This window comes from Bradyrhizobium cosmicum, assembly GCF_032290525.1.
GTDB classification, from domain to species: Bacteria; Pseudomonadota; Alphaproteobacteria; order Rhizobiales; family Xanthobacteraceae; genus Bradyrhizobium; species Bradyrhizobium cosmicum_A.
This window is the reverse complement of sequence record NZ_JASXTA010000024.1, coordinates 50,859-70,931: the sequence shown is the minus strand read 5'-3', so window position 1 is coordinate 70,931 and position 20,073 is coordinate 50,859. Positions and strand designations below refer to the sequence as shown.

Sequence of the window (20,073 nt, the reverse complement as noted above, 5' to 3'; positions counted from 1 at the left end):
TCTTCTTTTGTGACGCAGTAAGACTAGGTCCAGCGGGCTTTCATAGCGATCCTTCAAGAACCTGGCGGCGTGCTCATGGATTCCTAGTTTTGAGCCAACAGCGCCGCGTGGATTGTAGCTATCGACGCTCAAGCCAAGCTGAATACGCCGCAGAAGACTGGCAGCTCATATCGGGCGACAATATTGTTGAAGCGAACATGGGTATCTATCAGCTCTTCGAGATCGAACGAGAATGGAATGCCCATTTGTTTTACGACGAACGGTGTCAACACCGTCGGAGCAGGTGCTACGGCGATCTTCGCCAATTCTTCCAATCCATTAATCGTGTTCTCTGCAGCCTCAATTCCGACCAGAAGGCAGCTTCCGGCTCCGAACCGACCAAACACGTCGACTGCGTCTGTAAAGATCGCCATGTACTTTCAAAAGTGTATTCGCCCTTCAGGCCACGGATATACTTTCTTCTCATTCCGGCGTCGACGATATCGACCCCCGTGTTGAATCGCGAAACGCCAGCATCTCTTAGAGCTGAAAGGTAATTTCTTCGCTTATCCCTGTCGTTTCGGATGCTCGGTGGAACCACCTGGGATACGTAAATATTCTTTGTATACCCCGCCTCTCTGAGCCGACGAGAGATTGTCGAATGTCGGTCCAATTCGGTCTTCTCATCCCTGATGCTTCCAGTGCATAGCCAAACGATATCGTATTTGTCGTCAAACGTGTGGCCATTCCTGTCCGCATAATTCAAACAATCCTGAAAATTGGCCTTGTAATTAGTATCACCTCCCTGAATGGTCAGCGCCTCCCATTCATTTTCTTTAAAACAGAAATCGCACGAATAGCAGCAGTAAACATGGTAATCGAACACGAAACTCCGGGCGCCATTCGTGCGCATCATACCGAAATTGTACATACCCGTAGGCGAGCGTTCGGGGTCAATATGTCGTCGACAACGGACTTGTTTAATCTCGTCGTTTATTGATGCAAGGAGGACCTCTCCGTCAAACATAAATGGCGAGTTCGAATTGATCCGTACGGTGATCTTTTTGACGAACTGCGGGCCAAATATTTCGATTTCGAGTCTCGGTATGATTTGCCCAAGAATTGGAAATGATATATCGGTGGTGAGAAGTTGAATTCCGTCTCTCAGTGCCGCCATCAAGGCCGAGCAGGTGGATCAGCCGAGGCGCTGCGGCGAGATCAATCCGAGTATCCTGCAGTCCATCCTTGCTGGCCGATGCGCGCGCACGAGTTGTCATCACTTCCCAGTCTCTCAGTTGTGACGTTAAACGTGTGCCACGGTGGTCGCAACCTACTCCATGCGATTTCACGACGGCCGTGATCGCAACAGTTTGTTCGCCACTTATAGGCAATCGTCGTGCCACAAGAGATGCGTGCGAGCCGTTGACGAAAAGATGCGCTTTGCACTGCGCCAACGTAGAACCGAGTCTCGGTGTCGGGTCTCTGCCGTAAACGTATCAAACCGAACAGTGCTGAACGCGACAACACGGAGCGTTCATCGATATCGAAGCCTGGAGCATCGTTTCTTTTTAAGAACTTCAACAACTCGATGGCTCGATGACGCTTGAGGCGTTTGCCGATGACGGAAGCCCGAGGCGACATCGAGCGCTGCAGACAGCAGGCATCCACGGCGCACGTATCTGGGCCGCCCCGGTACCCCTGGCATCACCGCCAAGGCCGGTAGCTCGCGTTCGAGTGCCTGGATCTGGCTTTTCTCATCGATGCCGAAGGACAAGGACCCCGATCGGCGCTGGATAGGTAGCTAGAGTCTGACCGGCGAAGCCGGATGCGCCATGCACAACGGAAATGCATCGTTCTCTCCATTGCAAACAAGATTTGAAACAATCATGCCGCGTGTCATGATGAGGAATGACTGTACGATACGATATTCGATCCGAGATGAATGGCTGGACGGTTAACGACATCCGCACTGGTTTTGCTGCGCTAATCAATGACGTCGCCCAAAATGGCCTTCCCCTGGAAGACGCCGACGACCTGGCCGATCTGTTGAATCACCTACAATCAGAGCAAGCCTACGTCAGCAGTCACTAAGGGTTTTGCGGGCGCCGCGATTTTCGCTCTGGTCGCAGCCCTTTGGTGTGGCGGAGGATAAACGTGTATCGACGGGAGCTTCCACAGGTCTTCGAACTTCGCGACTTGGTCCAGTATTCATCATCGCGAGACGCGTATTTCCAGAACTTGAGAAATCGCTGTCGGAGATCCCTCAAAAACTGAAGCAGTTCCCGCGACATCGAGCAGGACTTCCGATGTCGACGAAGGCCTTGGCATGCCGTGAAGGCCGAGCGCGTTGAGCTGATCAGCGGTCAAGCCGCCAATCGGGGGCGATTGGCGATGGTGGGGGCATATAATCTGCACCCGCCGACGGTGACAACTACTGACTCTAGTAGGTTTGTTGTTTCCACGCATGAGCTAGTGACTAGGTCGTTTTGACAGACACGCCTTGCGCACCAACAGTGCAAGCCCTGCACAGGAGAACCTCTATGTCGTCGACCGCACTGCGCAGCACCTCTCTTGCGTTGATCCTTTTTGCCTGCGGGATCATGGGGAGCGTGCGGGCAGACAATCCGCCGCCGCCGCCCGCCAATGCCACAACGCCAGCCGGCCAGAACCCCGGCCCCGGCGAACGCGCCGGCCAAGCGCCGAGTACGCCGTCGGCGGCCGAGCAGCATCGCCTGCCGCCGGACTCCAGCACCAGGCAAACGCTTGATCTCCCTGGGCGGACGCTCTCTTTCACCGCGACGGCCGGCTCCATCCGCCTGTTCGACAAGAAGGGCGAGCCGGACGCCGACATCGTCTATACCTCCTATCAGCTTGACGGCACCGATCGCGGCACGCGCCCGGTAACGTTCTTCTTCAACGGAGGACCGGGCTCATCATCGGCTTGGCTGCAGTTCGGCAATGCCGGACCGTGGCGGCTGCCGATCAATGCAGACGAGGTCACGCCATCCACTTTTCCGGAGGTGAGGCCAAACGCGGAGACTTGGCTCGATTTCACCGATTTGGTGTTTATCGACCCCGTGGGCGCAGGCTATAGCCGTTTTGTGGGGACCGGCAATGATGTGCGCAAGCGGCTCTTTTCCGTTAACGGCGACGTCAACGCCCTCGCGCTGGTGGTCCGTCGCTGGCTCGAAAAGCATGACCGGCTGTTGTCGCCGAAATACATCGTGGGTGAAAGCTATGGGGGCATTCGTGGGCCAAAGGTTGTGCACCAGTTGCAGATGCAGCAGGGCATAGGCGTCAAGGGCCTGATAATGGTCTCGCCAATCTTCGACTACGCCCGCGCTGGCCTGCTGCAATACATCGCAACACTGCCGAGCTATGTCGCGACCCTGCGTGAAGCCGAGGGCCCGGTAAAGCGAGCCGATCTCGCCGACGTGGAAGCTTATGCACGCGGAGAGTTTCTGACCGACCTCATCAAAGGTCAGGCGGACAAGGAAGCGACCACGCGTCTGGCCGACAAGGTCGCGGCGCTGACCGGCATCGATCAGGCGGTGAGTCGCAGGCTCGCGGGCCGCTTCGACCCCGCCGCGTTTGGCCGTGAGTTCGATCGTAAGAACGGCAAGTTAATCGGCAGTTATGACGCCTCAGTGCGTGGCCTCGATCCGTATCCGGACTCGGATTTCCATCATTCCGACGATCCGTCGAGCGACACGCTGCTCGCACCTCTGACCAGCGCCACTGTCGATCTCCTTACGCGCAAGCTAAACTGGCGGCCGGACGGCTCCTATGAGCTAGTCAACGACGCGGTCGGGCAGGCTTGGGATTACGGCCGCAGGCCTCCGGAGTCGCTGTCGGAGCTGCGCCAGAGTCTCGCAGCGGACCCGAAGATGAAATTGCTAGTCGGGCACGGCCTGTTTGACCTCGTCACCCCTTATTTCGGATCACAGATCGTGCTGGACCAATTGCCGCCATTTGCCTCAGCACCGCGCGTCAAACTCGTAGTCTATCCAGGCGGCCACATGTTCTATTCACGAGATGGCTCGCGCCACGCGTTTCGTGCAGAGGCCGAAGCGATTATGAAGTAACCCGCACCGCGAGCTAGGTCACAAGCATGCTCGTGTCCGCACGAGCATAGTTATAGATGAAGCTGCTCATGGCGCCGGCTTCGACGTGTAAGTTCATGGTTCCCCGGGTTTTGGTTATGGATCAGGGGAGCCTACTCCTTGTCGCGTGTGCCGCATCATTGTTGCCGACTCGGGTGAGGTTTGCCTTTCCCGACTGCGGGCGCTTGAAAACGGCTTCTTGAGTGTTCCTATCTGCCCTTGCATTGCGTCAATCTTGTTGGCGTAAAACCATCAAATTTCTACTGTCGTGGTAAATCTCCTCAGAGAGCAGTTCTGCACAACTGGCATCTTAGGAGCGTCAATGGGAAGCACCTCTGAGTGTCGTTCACAGCTAGTCGTAACTGTACACGGAATACCGAGAGGTTCGCGTTGCGCGAGGCAGCCTTACCCTTACGCGGTATTCCGCCGATAGTTCTGGCTACGCCAGCGCCGATCACGCACCGTACCGCCGAGGAAAATTTGGGGCTCGGTTACCTGGCGAGTATTCTCAGAAGCAAGGGGGCGAATGTCCAAATCATCGACGGTTGGCTGCGCGGTCTGACGAGTGACGAGATCGTAGATTCGATAGCCCGGCTGCCGGTTCCGCTGTGGAGTCGGATTTTCCTGCTACCGATCCAATATGGCTCGGGCAATCGAAGTATATGCAGCTGCTTCGTCAGCGTGGTCTACAAACCCCGACGATCGCCGGCGGCTACGGGCCGACCTTTCACCCGGATGAGTTCCTGAACACTGGGTTCGACGTCGTGGTCCTCGGCGAGGCCGAAGAAACTGTCTGCGAGTTGAGCGAGCACTTCGCATTCGGCAAACTCGACCTCTCCGACATTTCAGGTATCAGCTACAAACACGACGGCAAGATCGTTCGTAGCGGGCGCAGGCCAGCGGTCGCGAACCTTGACGCCATACCTTTTCCCAGCCGCGACACGATCCGCGCCTCACTTGAGCGGCGGAGCGCTGTGCACGTGCTTTCGTCACGCGGCTGCGCGGCCCACTGCACGTTCTGCTCGATCGTTGCCTTTGCGAAGGTATCGGATGGTTCGCATTGGAGGCAGCGTTCGATCGAAAACTTCGTCGACGAGCTAGAGCAGGTTAGCCGCCTCGGGCCGACGTGTTTCAAAGTCATCGACGACAGCCTTATTGAGCCGCCTCGAGACGCGCTGTGGTGCCGTGAACTTGCCGACGATATTCAATCGCGAGGCCTGCGCGTGCGCTTGCGAGGTTCGATCAGAGCGGATCGCGTGACCGACGAGGCAATTAGGCAGCTCAAGCGAGCGGGCTTCTTCGCGTTTTCGTGCGGTATTTGAGAATTATTCGGAATCCGCATTGAAGAGGATGGCGAAGAGTGCAAGCGTTGATCAAAACCTGCAAGCCCTTGATGTCTGCAAGAAACACGGCATCTACGTGCAAGCCGGGCACATTCTCTTTGATCACGGCACGACGATGGAAGAGTTGCGGGAAAATCGCCGTCGCATGTCGGACTACGTTTGGACGATCAGCAAGGGAATTTTCTCCGAGATGTATGCGGCCGAAGGAACGCCGTTCACGAGGCTGCTGCGAAAACGAAATCTGATCGACGCCGACGACGATGGGACTGGCAACCGAAACTATCGATCTGGCCTACGAAGACGTGGTTCAGGCCTATACGGGCCTAAAGCGCTGGCACAAGAGCCATCTTCGTCTTTATGACAAAGCGATCGACGCCATCAGCGCGCCAAAGGCACTCGATGATGAGGAACTGGTCGAATTCCACGCGCTTGCGACCGAACTGCGGCGGCACGACCTCGCCTTCATGGAACTCCTCCTGGACGCCGTTGAGTCGGGTGAGCATGACGTCGATGGCCTTGTTGACGCTCAGGTCGCAGGGAACAAGATCAAATACCAGGCGCTGGCGACACGGGTTGACCACGCCTACGCGTCGGCCGGGCTGGTGTATGACGCCGACGCCAATCCTTTCTTCGGATGAGAAGGCTCAAAATGTCAAAGCCATTCGCGATCAGCTTCGACCGGCTCGAACACTATAAGCTCAACGTGGGCCCGGTGCAGGAGTTCGGCGACCTGCCCGAGTGCGAGGTTGCGATCAAGAATATCGGCTGGACGTTGGGGAACGATTGTCCATATCGCTGTACGCACTGCTACAGCATGAATGCTAGGGAGAAGGGGAGCGACCTTACCGTCGAGATGATCGATCGGATCGTCGATCAATTGAAGAAGCACGGCGTTGAAACGGTCAATCTCGGCGGAAATGAACCGCTCTTCACCAACCGGTTGAACCCCAAGGCGACCTTGCTGCCCTACATCATCAGGAGGCTCGCGGACGAGGACATCCTGATGGGCCTCACGACCAGCGGCATATCGTTGGTGCGGTTGTACAACGATCACTATCGGGAATTTCGCCTGTTGAACGATTGCGACGTCTCGTTCGACTCGCCGTTCGAAGACGAACACAATGAAAATCGGGGAGCTAGCATCTTTCGGCAAGCTGTGCAGGCGCTCGATATCTGCCGCCGCGAGGGGATCTCGCGGACTTGCATCATGGCGGCGATGAACTGGAACTTCTCCATCGGGCACATTGAAGCACTCGCCAAGTTGGCGAAATCGCACAACGCCAACGTCCGGATCAACCCGATCAAGCCGACCGAGCCGCGCATATGAGGATCGCGCTTCCGCCGAGCATGTACTATGCCGGTTTCGCCCGGCTGATGGAGTTGTGCGATCCCGTGGACCTGGGCGAACCTCCCATCGCGGCGGTGACCAACACCTCGGAGGCTCGGCGATGTCCTTGCGGGCGGACGTCATTCAGAATCCACTCGATCTCGCCAGACGGCAAGGTCCATGTGAGTCCTTGCGTCTATCTACATGACTACAAATCGGAATTGATCTGCTGACGAATGAGCTGTCGGAGATCATTTCCAGCCCGCAATTTCGGGTGTTCAGGCAGCGCAACGCAAATCCCGGTATAGTCGAGGGATGCAGCGGCTGCTCGTTGCTCGCCAAATGCGGCGGGGGATGCGTGGCCAGGTCATATCTGTATCGTCGGCACATGACGGGCGGCACGACCATGCTTGCGCGCGATCCCTATTGCCCGGCGGAGCAAAGGCCACAGCAAGCCTTTCCACAATCGCCAGCTCTGAAGAGAGAGGAGCGATTGGTTCACATGGACTATCTTTGTACCTGGATCGGCCAGCCACACTAGCATCTTCTTGACGACATCAAGGGCGGGTTGCTGTCTGAGAAACTTAGCAACCAAAGGAGCTGACTATACAAGGTGAGCGCGGCAAACCGCACCCCGTCTCGACGTGCTGCGGCAATCCTATGCTCGCATCGCCAACGCCGCCGCGATGATGGCCGGCCGCTACGCCCATGCCAAACAGTTCAGGCGGCATCAGCGGCAGTTGCGTATCCTGCGTAGCCGGCTGGGCCGGATCATCCGCGACATCCGCCGCAAAATCGAAGGCCAGCCAGCACTGGAGCAGGCGTTCGCCCTCCCGCTCGGCCGGGCCACGCAGATCCGCTCGCAGCAGCAGCGCCAGCGCGGCTGGAAGCTCTATTCCTTCTATGCCCCGGAGGTGGAGTGCATCGGCAAGGGCAAGGCCAGGGAAGGCCTCCATCGTCACCAACAACCGCCGGGCTCCCGGTGGCCTGTTCGTGCTGCACGCCAGCGCACTGCCCGACAATCCCTACGACGGTCACACCTTGCGGGACGTCATTGACCGCACCGAGACACTCACCGGCTGTCCGATCGAGCGGGCCTATGTCGACAAGGGATACCGCGGCCACGACGCACAAAATCCCCGTCGCGTCATCATCTCCGGCCAGAAGCGCGGCGTTTTCGGTGTCATCAAGCGCGAGCTGCGCCGCCGCCGCCATCGAGCCCATCATCGGACACCTGAAGGCCGAAGGCCACCTCGGGCGCTGCTACCTCAAAGGCCGCGCCGGCGATGCCGCCAACGTCGTCCTCTCAGCCGTCGGACACAACTTCCGCCGCATCCTCGCCTGGCTGAGATATCTCTTGTGCCTGTTCCTGGCCCAGCTATGGCGCACGCTCGCCCGGCCAGCCTCGATCAATCCGGCTTCTTAAGGGACGACTGAATAAAGCAAGAATATTTTTGGAAGCCTTAAGCTCTCGATACGAAGAGCCCAACGCCTGTGCGTCGTGCAACATGCGCGAGGCATGACACTGCTGATCCAGCTGTGACTTCAAATACGCTGATACCTCTGATGCAAGCACCAACCCGCGCTCCAAGCCCGCTGTGTTACCTGCGTCACCCCTGAAGCGAGGCAAGGCGAAACCAGATACCTACTCAAGTCGAAAGTTTTGCAAGAGTCGCTGGCTTTCTGGCGGTCAGTCGAGTCGAAAGCTACCTGCAACCATTTCCTCCACCACACTAACCCGTCCTTCTCTTCCGGCCAATCAGTCTAGCAGGAGGTCGAGATAACGGTAAAGCCACATCGGAAGCGTGGCAGAGCGGCCCGGATCACGTTATTCCGGCCTAGGAGCTGCCGAAAAGGGGCACGACATCCAACGCGACGGCGCCCAAAACCACTCATGAAACCACCCAGTCGTGCCCGAACTGCAATCATTACATTCGGCTGACTGTATCCCTCGCCGCCCCTCTCCTCGCGGAGACCACCTGCGCTTCCAAGAACAACTGGGCGAGCAAGGACGCGGAGCTCGGCCGAGAGACCGAAGCGCTCCAGCAGGAGCGCGAGAAGCTCCAAAGGGGTCGTGAGCAGGTCGTGAACCGACTGGCGGCTGAGTGCAGCCACTCGTCGTTACAGAAGCGAGGAACGCGCGCGAGGCAGCTCGATGGATTCGGCTGTCTCCACCGGACTCCCTCTTTCTCTCGAAGGAGAAGATCTCGGTTTGCAAGACGGGCATCTTCCATCCGGAGCGCAGATCGCAATCGGATATCTTTAGAGCGCTCCCGGCAGGAATCTTCGCCAGGCCGAGTGCCGAATGCTGTTACATGGCGCCCAATGCGGATTTCCCAAGACCAATCAGCGCCCACACGAACAACCCAAGCCAACCGCGCACGGTGAAGCCACAGACGACGTTCAGGATGGCCAACCGAGGGGTAGTCATGCCGATCCTCGAAGGCGGTGATGGTTGACAGAAGGTACGCCGCCGCCAGCAGGATCATTTCAACCAGTCCGACGGACATGCTCATCAAAGTGGAAAGCGCGACGATGGCAGCGATGAGTCGGATTCCGAAATGCCGGTGCTCGGTGATGTTCAGGGTGAGCGATGTCTTCTTGCTGATATCTTTCTTCGGCCCTAACTCGACCTTCAATGCGGCGAATAACCGATCTTTGGCGGCGTCGATTTCCCGGAGAGCGCAACTGATTGTTTTGTTTCAGACAGGCCGTTAGCGGGTACGCCTGTCGGTGCCAGACAGGGTCAGGTTTCTAACAATTCGCACCCTGCCAACTATCTAGCTCTGTAGACGTGGGTTTTTGCATCCAACCGGCGCTGGCACACTCATTGCAAGCCCCTGCGCAAGAGGCGGCTGTTATCCCTTTGCAACAACATGCAGAAGGACACGCTCCTGATGGCAGGCAGTGAGAAAGAAGCCGATATACCACCCGCTGGAGAGTAGGCATGACTTCACTGAGACGCGTCTTGGTCAGCGATCCTGTCGACAAATCAACAGCGTCACACACACCGCGCTCGCAAGCGCTCAGCGGAGATGAACTACAAGATCGTGAACGACCGCTGCTGCATGATCCAGAAGGCCGCGAAGTTGCGATCGGTCGGACCGGTCACGGGGATTGCACGCTTTACACCTGAATGCCGGGTAGAAATCCGTCAGTCTACCGGAAAAGCGTCGCTTCATGATCTGAGGCGACAATCAAAGGAAATTTGTATGAGCCGAGAAACTACCCAGAGTGTCGCTGAGATCAAGGCGCGCAACAAGCAGCTAATCGATGAGGTGTTGAAGGTCTACCCAGAGAAGACCGCCAAAAGGCGCGCCAAGCATCTCAGTGTTCACGAGGCGGGGAGGTCGGATTGCGGCGTCAAGTCGAATATCAAGTCCATTCCGGGCGTGATGACCATCCGTGGCTGCGCCTACGCAGGCTCCAAGGGCGTGGTCTGGGGGCCGATCAAGGACATGATCCACATTAGCCACGGTCCGGTCGGCTGTGGTCAGTACTCATGGGGCTCGCGGCGCAACTACTACGTCGGCACGACCGGCATCGACACCTTCGTGACACTGCAGTTCACCTCCGATTTCCAGGAAAAGGATATCGTGTTCGGCGGCGATAAAAAGGTCACGAAACTCATCGATGAGCTCCAGGAGCTATTTCCTCTCAATAGGGGCATTACCATTCAGTCCGAATGTCCGATCGGCTTGATCGGCGACGATATCGAGGCGGTCTCCAGAGAAAAGTCAAAGGAATATGGCGGCAAGACCATCGTGCCTGTGCGGTGCGAGGGCTTTCGTGGCGTGTCACAATCGCTCGGCCATCACATCGCGAACGACGCAGTTCGAGATTGGATCTTCGACAAGAGCGCCCCAGAGGCCAGCTCCAAATTTGAGCCGACGCCATATGACGTTGCGATTATCGGCGACTACAACATCGGCGGCGATGCCTGGTCGTCACGGATCCTGCTCGAAGAAATGGGCCTGCGCGTCATCGCCCAATGGTCCGGGGATGGATCTCTTGCTGAATTGGAGGCGACGCCGAAGGCGAAGCTCAACATATTGCATTGCTATCGCTCGATGAACTACATCTCACGGCACATGGAGGAAAAATTCGGGATTCCATGGTGCGAGTACAACTTCTTCGGCCCGTCCAAAATCGCGGAGTCGCTGCGCAAGATTGCAAGCTTCTTCGATGATAAGATCAAAGAAGGCGCCGAGCTCGTCATCGCGAAATATCAGCCGCTTGTCGACGCGGTGACCGCGAAATACCTGCCACGGCTCGAAGGCAAAACCGTAATGCTGTTCGTCGGCGGCTTACGTCCTCGCCATGTCATCGGCGCCTACGAGGACCTCGGCATGGATGTTGTCGGCACAGGCTATGAGTTCGGGCATAACGATGACTACCAACGCACCGCCCAGCACTACGTCAAAGATGGCACGCTGATCTACGACGACGTCACCGGCTACGAATTCGAGCGCTTTGTCGAAAAGATCCGGCCAGACCTCGTAGGCTCCGGTATCAAGGAAAAATACGTCTTCCAGAAAATGGGCGTGCCGTTCCGTCAAATGCATTCCTGGGACTACTCGGGTCCTTACCACGGCTACGACGGCTTCGCGATCTTCGCCCGCGACATGGACATGGCGATCAATTCCCCGATCTGGGGGAAGACCACGGCACCTTGGAAGGACGCCCCGCGGCCGAGCCTCATGGCGGCGGAATAGGAACGCCGACGTCCGGCCCCTTCTTCCGCAGAGGAGGGGAGGGGCAGGAGAACGAACACAAGAAACTAAGGGTGCCATGATGACACAGAACGCCGAACACATACTCGACCACTCTGAGCTTTTCCGGGGAGACGAATACCAGCAGATGCTGGCCAATAAGAAAGCGCTATTTGAGAATCCGCATGATCCCGCTGAAGTCGACCGTATCAGAGAATGGTCCAAGACGCCCGAATACCGCGAGAAGAACTTTGCCCGCGAGGCGCTAACGGTTAATCCGGCGAAGGCTTGCCAACCGCTAGGTGCGGTGTTCGCCGCGCTCGGGTTCGAGCGCACACTGCCGTTCGTCCACGGCTCACAGGGCTGCGTCGCGTATTATCGCAGCCATCTGTCACGGCACTTCAAGGAGCCGACCTCGTGCGTCTCCTCGTCCATGACGGAAGACGCGGCCGTGTTCGGGGGGCTCAACAATCTTACCGACGGGCTTGCCAACAGCTACAACATGTACAAGCCGAAGATGATCGCGGTCGCAACGACCTGCATGGCGGAAGTCATCGGCGACGACCTCAACGCCTTCATCAAAACATCCAAGGAAAAAGGTTCAGTCCCCGCGGACTACGATGTACCATTCGCTCACACTCCTGCATTCGTCGGCAGCCACGTTACCGGCTACGACAACACGCTCAAGGGCATCCTCGAGCATTTCTGGGACGGCAAAGCCGGCACGGCACCAAAACTCCAGCGCAAGGCGAACGACACGATCAACTTCATCGGCGGCTTCGACGGCTACACTGTAGGCAACATGCGTGAGATAAAGCGCATATTCGAGCTGATGGGGATCGGCTACACCATCCTCGCGGACAACAGTGACGTGTTCGACACCCCCACCGACGGCGAGTTCCGCATGTATGATGGCGGCACCACGTTGAAGGATGCCGCGAACGCAGTCCACGCGAGGGCAACCATTTCCATGCAGCAATATTGTACGGAGAAGACGTTGGCCTTCATCAAGGGGCACGACCAAGAGGTCGTCGCCTTCAATCACCCCCTGGGCGTCAGCGCCACGGACGATTTTCTGATGACGCTGTCGCGTATCACCAACAAGGCAATTCCAAATGCGCTGGAGCGGGAGCGCGGGCGTCTGGTAGACGCAATGGCTGACTCTAGCGCGCATGTTCACGGCAAGAAGTTCGCGATCTACGGCGATCCTGACCTCTGCTATGGTGTGGCCGCATTCTTGTTAGAGCTCGGCGCTGAGCCCACCCACGTGCTCTCGACGAACGGGGGTAAGGCTTGGCAGCAGAAAATGCAGGCGCTGTTCGCGAGCTCGCCGTTCGGTAAAAACTGCCGCGCCTTCCCGGGCAAGGATCTCTGGCACATGCGTTCGCTCCTGTTCACAGAACCGGTCGATTTCCTGATCGGTAACACCTACGGCAAATATCTCGAGCGTGACACTGGAACACCGCTAATCCGCATCGGGTTTCCCATCTTCGATCGCCATCATCACCATCGTTACCCAGTGTGGGGCTATCAGGGTAGCATGAATGTGCTCGTCAAGATTCTCGACAAGATCTTTGATGAGATCGATAGAAAAACCAGCTCGGTTGGCAAGACAGATTACAGCTTCGACATCATACGCTAAGGCGAGCGCCCCGCCTCATCGTCCGCAGGAACAGCGGCGCTGTGGCGGGGATCACAGGTTATCCGCCGGCCATCCTCTTGGTCTGTGCGGCGTCTTGACATCCCCGAAAGAGACAGCATGACTTCGCTTCCCACGACCATACTGGACGTCTTTAACGAACCGGACTGCGCCAGGAACGCGAGCAAGTCGAACGTCGAGCGCAAGAATGGATGCACTAAGCAGCTGAAGCCGGGCGGCGCCGCCGGCGGGTGTGCCTTCGATGGCGCCAAAATCGCACTGCAGCCCTTCACCGATGTCGCCCATCTTGTGCATGGTCCAATCGCCTGTGAGGGCAATTCCTGGGACAATCGCGGTTCCGCCTCCTCCGGCTCCGATCTGTGGCGCAGAAGCTTCACCACTGACATGAGCGAGACCGACGTCGTGTTCGGCGGCGAGAAACGGCTGTACAGGGCAGTCAAGGAGATCACAGAGAAATACGACCCACAGGCCATCTTCGTCTACCAGACGTGCGTGCCCGCGATGATCGGTGACGACATCGAAATGGTGTGCAAGGCGGCCTCCGCCAAATTCGGCAAACCGGTCATTCCCATCAATGCACCGGGATTTGTGGGGTCGAAGAACCTTGGTAACAAGCTCGCAGGCGAAGCACTGCTGGAGCACGTCATCGGTACCGGAGAGCCCGATTACACCACTCCGTATGACATCAACATCATCGGCGAATATAACCTGTCCGGCGAGCTCTGGCAGGTCAAGCCGCTGCTCGATGAGCTCGGAATTCGGATCCTGTCGTGCATCTCGGGGGACGGCAAGTACCGCGAGGTCGCTTATTCGCACCGAGCCAAAGCCGCGATGGTGGTCTGCTCAAAAGCAATGATCAACGTTGCACGCAAGATGAGGCAGCGCTACGGCATCCCGTTTTTTGAAGGCTCGTTCTACGGTGTTGAGGACTCCAGCGATTCACTGCGCCAGATCGCGCGCATGCTAATCGAACGTGGCGCGCCGGCTGAGCTGATGGAACGAACGCAAACCCTGATCGTACGCGAAGAGACCAAAGCCTGGACTGCGATCGAACGTTTCAAGCCGCGCTTTGCCGGCAAGAGGGTCGTTCTCATCACCGGTGGCGTGAAATCCTGGTCGATGGTGGCCGCTTTGCAGGAGGCCGGGCTCGAAATCGTCGGCACGTCCGTCAAGAAATCGACCGAGAAGGACAGGGAGCGTATCAAGGAATTAATGGGCGAGCACGCCCACATGATCGAGGACATGTCACCGCCCGATATCTACAAAATGCTCAAGGACGCAAAAGCCGACATCATGCTTTCGGGCGGCAAGTCGCAATTCGTCGCACTAAAGGCGGCGACGCCATGGCTCGATATCAACCAGGAGCGCTGCCACGCCTATATGGGCTATATCGGGATTGTCAAGCTCATGGAAGAGATCGAGAAAGCGCTCTACAATCCGATATGGGACCAGCTCCGCCAAGGCGCGCCCTGGGATGAGTTCGATCGGGAGCTTCAAGCAAAGACGGTTGCGCAGATGGATGCGCAAGCCGTTGATCCAGTTCGGAGCGCGAACACGAACGGCGTCAAGACGATAAGAGTCTCCAACGAAGGTGAGATCAGCGATGGTGAGAGCGCGATTGCGGCGCATGGCCCGAATCTCGTCGAGCCCGGCAAGCCGTGCACCAATTCCACCGCAAGGGGCCTTGCTTGTAAGGACACTCTTTCCGATCTCCAGCCCCCGGCGCTGCAGGCGGCGGAGTAGGAGAACGACATGGCGATCGTCATTGCCTCGAAGAAAGCTTGTTCGGTCAATCCGCTCAAGATGAGCCAGCCGATCGGCGGCTCATTTGCCTTCATGGGCCTGCGCGGCGCGATGCCGCTCTTGCACGGTCCGCAAGGTTGCGCCTCTTTCGGGTTGACGCTGTTCGTGCGCCATTTCAACGAAGCCGTGCCGATGCAGACGACCGCCATGAACGAGATTGCCACCGTGCTCGGCGGTCTCGAGAATCTCGAACAGGCGATTCTTAACATCTACAATCGCGTCGGACCCGAGATCATTGGTATCAATTCGACTGGCGTCACCGAGACCAACGGCGATGACGTCGAGGCCTTCATCCGGTTGATCCGGCAGAAGCATCCGCAGCTCGAAAACCTTCCCCTTGTCTACGTCTCGACGCCGGATTTCAAGGATGCCTTTCAGGATGGCTGGGGCAAAACAGTGGCGCGGATGATCGAGGTGCTCGTGGCTCCCGTCGACGCAGCGAGACCGCGCGACGGTTCCCGCGTCAACGTGCTACCTGGCTGCCACCTCACGCCCGGCGATCTCGACGAGCTTCGCACGATCTTCGAGGATTTTGGGCTCAAGCCCTCCTTCCTGCCGGACGTTGCCGGTTCGCTGGACGGCCACATCCCCGACGAATTCGCGCCGACTACGATCGGCGGCATTGGATTGGACGAGATTGCGACCATGGGGCAGGCGGCCTGGACGATCGCGATCGGCGCGCAAATGCACCGTGCGGCCGAGATCATGCAGGCGCGGACAGGCACGCCGTTCCGTCTGTTCGAGCGGCTCTGCGGCCTTATTCCAAGTGACGAATTCATCGCGTTTCTGAGCGAGATCAGCGGCCGGTCGGTGCCCTCGAAATATCGCCGGCAGCGTGGACAGCTGGCAGACGCCATGCTGGATGCCCATTTCCATATCGGCGGCCGCAAGCTCGCGATCGGCGCCGAGCCGGACTTGTTATTCGATCTCTCCAGCTTCCTTCACGAGATGGGGGCGCAGGTAACGGCTGCGGTGACGACGACGAACTCACCGGTGCTCCAGCGTGTCAGGACCGAGGACGTCCTGATCGGCGATCTGGAGGATCTTGAAGAGCTTGCCAGGTCACGTGACTGCGACCTCTTGATGTCGCATTCACACGGCCGCCAGGCCGCTTCGCGACTCAATGTTCCGTTCCTCCGGGTGGGCTTTCCGATGTTCGATCGCCTTGGCGCTGCGCACCTCACGACCGTTGGCTATCGCGGCACGCGTGATCTGATCTTTGATATCGCCAATCTGATCATCACCGACCGGGAAACCAACCATGGGCCGACGCCCGACACCTGGCCATCACCTGCGGTGACCTGCAGGTCCGTCCGCGCCAGTTGCATTGAGCAGGAAGAGAAAGAGCACGGATGAAAGTTGCATTCGCCACTCAGGACTTGAAGCACGTCGATGCGCACTTCGGCTGGGCCAAGAACATCGTGATCTACGAGGTCGACCCGGACGGGCATGGGTTTATTGAGGCGGTTCAGTTCGGCGGTGACCTCACGGAAGACGGCAATGAGGATAAGCTGGCGCCGAAGATCCGGGCGATCAGAGACTGCGCAATCCTCTATGTTGCGGCGATCGGCGGGTCGGCTGCTGCGCGAGTCGTCGCGAGCAACATCCATCCGATGAAGGTGCTGCAACCAGAGCCCATCGACGACCTTTGCGTCAAACTCGAGACCGTGCTGAAGGGGTCGCCGCCGCCCTGGCTGCGGAAGCTGCTCACCAAAAACTCGGAAGGTACGGCGGATTTCGAAGCCTGAAGGAAAGAGGATGCCCGACCGGTCTGAAATCACTCCAGCCGCCCCCGCGGCAGAGCGGCCATTTCTCAAAGAGCTCATCAAGATCTGGCGGGCCCAGGACACCCACGGCTCCTGGGAGGGCAAGAAGGACTTCGACCTGCTAGACCCCTACATTCTGGACAAACGCAAGCGCCGTGCGCTGCCGATCGTTGGCAATCCGGACCCCGACACGATATGGCGACTGCAGTTGTTCTTTGACGCCATTGCGCTCTCGATCGAGAAGGCAACGGGTGTGATGATCTCGCCAATGCTGAAGATGCATCATGAAGGGTTCGGTCGGATCGTGCTGATCGGGGGCCGGCTCGTTGTCGTGAGCAAGCAGCTACGGGACGTGCATCGCTTTGGTTTCAACGATTTGTGTCATCTTGCCGACCAAGGCGACGAAATCGTCAACAGTGGTGTTGAGATGATCCGCGAGTTCCCGGTAGTGGCGAATTACTGAGGCAAGTATGAGCGATGTTGAAAGCCTGAAAGCGGAAATAAAGAAGCTGTCGGCCAAAGCGACCCAAGCGAAGATGGACCTCCACGACCTCTCCGAGGAACTGCCCGTCAACTGGACCACGATCCTAAGCGTGGCGCAGAAGGCCCACGACGCCTTCAGCGAGCTCGAAAGAAAGCGCCAAAATCTCCAGGCGCTCCACAAAGCATAACGGACCTCAAGCCATGTCATTCAGGACCCGCGACGGCCGCGATTGGAGGCCGGACTACCTGGTTTGGATCGATCCAAACAAGTGCATCGGCTGCGGCCGCTGCTACAAGGTCTGCGGCCGCGAGGTCATGACGCTGAAGGGCCTGAGCGAGGACGGCGAGATGATCGATCTCGATGAGGACGACGATGAAGTCGAAAAGAAAGTCATGGTGATGAAGGAAGAGGGCGCCTGCATCGGCTGCAGCGCCTGCGCACGGGTTTGCCCGACAAACTGTCAGACCCACGCGCCAGCTGCTTGAACCTCCTCTTCTCTCGCTATGAACAGGGGTGGTTTGTCAGAGACAAAGGCAGCTCGGGAGATCCCGCATCGCGCCGACGACATGTATGGCGCGAAGCCTTGTCGAAAGTGTGCCTCAATGCGAAGCTTGGAGTGAATCATGGTCAAAAAAGGTGTGCCGTTGAGGTCGCCGATTGAAAGGCCAACGGCCTCGAAGCCAGATGATGATCCTTATCTATGGTTGGAAAAGATCGAAGGCGGACGGGCGCTGAACTTCGTCGAGCGGCAAAATAGCAGAACGCTGCGGGTGTTCAACGAACCGGCCGCGGGACGAGATCGCGATGCGCTGACCGCGATTTACGATCGGCCTGACAGGATCCCCTATGTCAGGCGCCGCGGCAGCCATCTTCACAATCTCTGGAAGGATGCCACCAACCGGCGCGGGCTGTGGCGGCGGACAACAATGGCGGAGTTTCGAAGACCCAATCCGGCGTGGGAGATCGTGCTGGATATCGACCAGCTTGCGGCAAGCGAGCGCGAAGACTGGCTACTGAGCTCGACAAGCTCACTGCCGGGAAGCCCGCGATACATCTTAAGCCTGTCGCGCGGCGGCAGCGATGCGGTCACCTTGAGGGAATTCGACGCCGACACGAGGAGCTTCGTCGCGGACGGCTTTGCGATGCCGGAAGCCAAGGGCAGCGTCGACTGGCTCGACACGGACACGCTGCTGCTGTCCAGCGCCCATGGCGAGGGCATGGTCACGAGCTCCGGATATTCGAGGACCGTTCGCCTGTGGTGTCGTGGCGAACCTGTGGATCGAGCAGACGTGATCTTCGAGACCGCGGCTAATCACATGCGTGTCTATGGCCTCGCGGACCATACCGGCGCGGTCCCGCGTACCTGGATCATCGACCGGATCGACTTCTTCAACCAGCGCATCTGGCTGCGTGATCACGCCGGCACCACGAAGCTCGAGCTCCCGTCCGGCATCTGGATGCAGGCGTATGGCGACTGGTTTGCGATGAAGCTGCGCCAGCCCTGGTCGACCGGAGGTCGAACCTATGCCACCGATGTCGTCCTCGGCATCTCGCTTTCGGCTTTCCTTGCAGGCAGCCGCGACTTTTCGGTCCTGTTCGAGCCCGGACCGCGGCGCGCATTGCAGGACTTGTTCTGGACTGCCGGCAGCTTGGTGCTCTCGATCCTCGACGAACTTAAGCCGCAATTCCAGATCTGCACGCCATTCACCACGGGCTGGAGCCGCGCGATACTTGGCGGGCTTCCCGAAATCAGCGTGGTCGACGTCTGGCCGCTCGATTGTCATCCGTCTGAGAGCAACGGCGACCTGCTCGCCGAAGTGCAGGACCCGCTCACGCCGCCCTCGCTGCTGTTGATCGAGCGTGGCGTCGAAAGTCCTGTCGTGTTGAAGCAGGCATCGAAGACCTTCACCGCCGACGGCCTGGTGGTGACGCAGCATGAGGCGATCTCGATCGATGGCGAGCATATCCCGTATGTGCAGACCGGCCCCGCAGGCGAAACCGGCGATGCGCCGGTCTATATGACCGCCTATGGCGGCTTCGGTCGCTCGGTGAAACCATATTACAGTTCGACGCTCGGCAAGCTGTGGCTGGAGCGCGGCGGCACCGTTGTGCAGGCGAATTTGCGCGGCGGCGGCGAGTTCGGCACGCGATGGCACGAGGCTGGCCGGCTCGCCGGCAAGAAGCTGTCGCATGACGATTTCGCGGCCGTTGCCGCCGATCTCATCCGCCGCGGTGTCACGAAACCGAAACGGATCGCAGCCAAGGGCGGATCGAACGGCGGCATTCTCATAACCAACATGCTGACGCGATACCCGGAGCGTTTCGGCGCGCTCTTCTGCACCGTCCCGCTGACCGACATGCGCCGCTACACCAAGCTGCTTGCCGGCGCGAGCTGGATCGCGGAGTATGGCGACCCCGACAAGCGTGAGGACTGGGAATGGTTGAAGACCTATTCCGCCTATCACAACGCAAAAGCCGGCCAGCCCTATCCGCCAATCTTGATCGCCACGAGGCGGCGGGACGACCGTGTCCATCCCGGACATGCGCGCAAAATGGCCGCAAAGCTCCAGGCGATGGGCTATGAGGCTTATTTCTACGAGGCGGCAGGCGGGCACGGCCACGGCAAGGACAACAAGGAGCGCGCCGGCCTCGAAGCGCTGGGCTTTGAATTTCTGAAGAGCAAGATTGGCTGGCAGGAGGGAGAGGCGTCAGCGCCAGCTAACGCAATTGCCAGATGACATTCGTACGATATCGACCAGAGCGAGGGCGATCTGACCGACGTCCAGAACTCCCGCACGAACGCATCGAGACCCTGCGTGCTTGAACCAACGCATGGTGGAGTTAATGTCTCGCCGGGACTTTGATAATGACCGGTTCTCTTCACCAACTCTATGCC

The 20,073-nt window shown here is 58.4% G+C and carries 14 protein-coding genes and 2 pseudogenes; 14 read left to right on the top strand and 2 right to left on the bottom strand.

Annotation, left to right across the window (positions count from 1 at the left end; genetic code table 11):
* Nucleotides 1-128: 128 nt before the first annotated feature.
* Together QSV46_RS32400 and QSV46_RS32395 are read right to left on the bottom strand one after the other, a co-directional pair.
* Nucleotides 129-413, bottom strand: coding sequence for a hypothetical protein (locus tag QSV46_RS32400; protein ID WP_314961059.1), 285 nt, complete (start codon nucleotides 411-413; stop codon nucleotides 129-131).
* Nucleotides 414-1,533: 1,120 nt separating this feature from the next.
* Nucleotides 1,534-1,741 (bottom strand): annotated as a pseudogene (locus tag QSV46_RS32395) (IS630 family transposase); the annotation flags it as partial.
* Nucleotides 1,742-2,519: 778 nt separating this feature from the next.
* Here QSV46_RS32395 and QSV46_RS32390 point away from each other — a divergent pair.
* The 14 genes and pseudogenes from QSV46_RS32390 to QSV46_RS32325 all read left to right on the top strand — a co-directional run bounded on the left by QSV46_RS32390 (nucleotide 2,520) and on the right by QSV46_RS32325 (nucleotide 19,915).
* Nucleotides 2,520-4,064, top strand: a complete 1,545-nt coding sequence (locus tag QSV46_RS32390; RefSeq protein ID WP_314961058.1) for a S10 family serine carboxypeptidase-like protein — start codon at nucleotides 2,520-2,522, stop codon at nucleotides 4,062-4,064.
* Between the two features lie 680 nt (nucleotides 4,065-4,744).
* Complete coding sequence (locus QSV46_RS32385) at nucleotides 4,745-5,404, top strand: B12-binding domain-containing radical SAM protein (RefSeq protein ID WP_314961057.1); 660 nt, start codon at nucleotides 4,745-4,747, stop codon at nucleotides 5,402-5,404.
* A 281-nt stretch (nucleotides 5,405-5,685) separates the two neighbouring features.
* Nucleotides 5,686-6,063: a hypothetical protein gene (locus tag QSV46_RS32380; RefSeq protein WP_314961055.1), complete on the top strand. Its 378-nt coding sequence runs from the start codon at nucleotides 5,686-5,688 to the stop codon at nucleotides 6,061-6,063.
* Between the two features lie 74 nt (nucleotides 6,064-6,137).
* Nucleotides 6,138-6,752 carry a radical SAM protein gene (locus QSV46_RS32375; protein ID WP_314961054.1) on the top strand — a complete coding sequence of 205 codons (615 nt, stop codon included), beginning with the start codon at nucleotides 6,138-6,140 and terminating at the stop codon, nucleotides 6,750-6,752.
* Between the two features lie 647 nt (nucleotides 6,753-7,399).
* Nucleotides 7,400-8,178: pseudogene (locus QSV46_RS32370) on the top strand (IS5/IS1182 family transposase); the annotation flags it as partial.
* Nucleotides 8,179-9,964: 1,786 nt separating this feature from the next.
* Nucleotides 9,965-11,467 (top strand): nitrogenase molybdenum-iron protein alpha chain, encoded by a 1,503-nt coding sequence (gene nifD, locus QSV46_RS32365; RefSeq protein ID WP_314961109.1) that lies wholly within the window; start codon nucleotides 9,965-9,967, stop codon nucleotides 11,465-11,467.
* A gap of 79 nt (nucleotides 11,468-11,546) precedes the next feature.
* Complete coding sequence (nifK, locus tag QSV46_RS32360; RefSeq protein WP_314961107.1) at nucleotides 11,547-13,106, top strand: nitrogenase molybdenum-iron protein subunit beta; 1,560 nt, start codon at nucleotides 11,547-11,549, stop codon at nucleotides 13,104-13,106.
* 117 nt (nucleotides 13,107-13,223) lie between these two features.
* Entirely contained in the window at nucleotides 13,224-14,867 is a 1,644-nt protein-coding gene (gene nifE / locus QSV46_RS32355) for a nitrogenase iron-molybdenum cofactor biosynthesis protein NifE (RefSeq protein WP_314961053.1), read from the top strand.
* 9 nt (nucleotides 14,868-14,876) lie between these two features.
* Nucleotides 14,877-16,283, top strand: a complete 1,407-nt coding sequence (gene nifN, locus QSV46_RS32350; protein ID WP_314961051.1) for a nitrogenase iron-molybdenum cofactor biosynthesis protein NifN — start codon at nucleotides 14,877-14,879, stop codon at nucleotides 16,281-16,283.
* On the top strand, nucleotides 16,280-16,675 hold the full coding sequence (gene nifX, locus QSV46_RS32345; RefSeq protein WP_314961049.1) for a nitrogen fixation protein NifX: 396 nt from the start codon (nucleotides 16,280-16,282) through the stop codon (nucleotides 16,673-16,675). The genes nifN and nifX overlap by 4 nt, the downstream gene beginning before the upstream one ends.
* Before the next feature lie 10 nt (nucleotides 16,676-16,685).
* Nucleotides 16,686-17,156, top strand: coding sequence for a NifX-associated nitrogen fixation protein (locus tag QSV46_RS32340; RefSeq protein ID WP_314961048.1), 471 nt, complete (start codon nucleotides 16,686-16,688; stop codon nucleotides 17,154-17,156).
* A gap of 7 nt (nucleotides 17,157-17,163) precedes the next feature.
* The gene (locus QSV46_RS32335; protein ID WP_314961047.1) at nucleotides 17,164-17,364 is read left to right on the top strand and encodes a CCE_0567 family metalloprotein; all 201 of its coding nucleotides are present in this window, start codon (nucleotides 17,164-17,166) and stop codon (nucleotides 17,362-17,364) included.
* Nucleotides 17,365-17,377: 13 nt separating this feature from the next.
* Nucleotides 17,378-17,662: a ferredoxin III, nif-specific gene (gene fdxB, locus QSV46_RS32330; protein WP_314961046.1), complete on the top strand. Its 285-nt coding sequence runs from the start codon at nucleotides 17,378-17,380 to the stop codon at nucleotides 17,660-17,662.
* Between the two features lie 138 nt (nucleotides 17,663-17,800).
* Nucleotides 17,801-19,915, top strand: coding sequence for a prolyl oligopeptidase family serine peptidase (locus tag QSV46_RS32325; RefSeq protein WP_314961044.1), 2,115 nt, complete (start codon nucleotides 17,801-17,803; stop codon nucleotides 19,913-19,915).
* Nucleotides 19,916-20,073 lie beyond the last annotated feature (158 nt).

Coding starts and splice junctions, on each gene's coding strand:
- nifD (WP_314961109.1), top strand. CDS start 9,965: ATGAGCCGAGAAACTACCCAGAGTGTCGCTGAGATCAAGGCGCGCAAC.
- nifK (WP_314961107.1), top strand. CDS start 11,547: ATGACACAGAACGCCGAACACATACTCGACCACTCTGAGCTTTTCCGG.
- QSV46_RS32340 (WP_314961048.1), top strand. CDS start 16,686: ATGCCCGACCGGTCTGAAATCACTCCAGCCGCCCCCGCGGCAGAGCGG.
- QSV46_RS32385 (WP_314961057.1), top strand. CDS start 4,745: ATGCAGCTGCTTCGTCAGCGTGGTCTACAAACCCCGACGATCGCCGGC.
- QSV46_RS32380 (WP_314961055.1), top strand. CDS start 5,686: ATGGGACTGGCAACCGAAACTATCGATCTGGCCTACGAAGACGTGGTT.
- QSV46_RS32335 (WP_314961047.1), top strand. CDS start 17,164: ATGAGCGATGTTGAAAGCCTGAAAGCGGAAATAAAGAAGCTGTCGGCC.
- nifN (WP_314961051.1), top strand. CDS start 14,877: ATGGCGATCGTCATTGCCTCGAAGAAAGCTTGTTCGGTCAATCCGCTC.
- nifX (WP_314961049.1), top strand. CDS start 16,280: ATGAAAGTTGCATTCGCCACTCAGGACTTGAAGCACGTCGATGCGCAC.
- QSV46_RS32400 (WP_314961059.1), bottom strand. CDS start 413: ATGGCGATCTTTACAGACGCAGTCGACGTGTTTGGTCGGTTCGGAGCC.
- fdxB (WP_314961046.1), top strand. CDS start 17,378: ATGTCATTCAGGACCCGCGACGGCCGCGATTGGAGGCCGGACTACCTG.
- nifE (WP_314961053.1), top strand. CDS start 13,224: ATGACTTCGCTTCCCACGACCATACTGGACGTCTTTAACGAACCGGAC.
- QSV46_RS32390 (WP_314961058.1), top strand. CDS start 2,520: ATGTCGTCGACCGCACTGCGCAGCACCTCTCTTGCGTTGATCCTTTTT.
- QSV46_RS32325 (WP_314961044.1), top strand. CDS start 17,801: ATGGTCAAAAAAGGTGTGCCGTTGAGGTCGCCGATTGAAAGGCCAACG.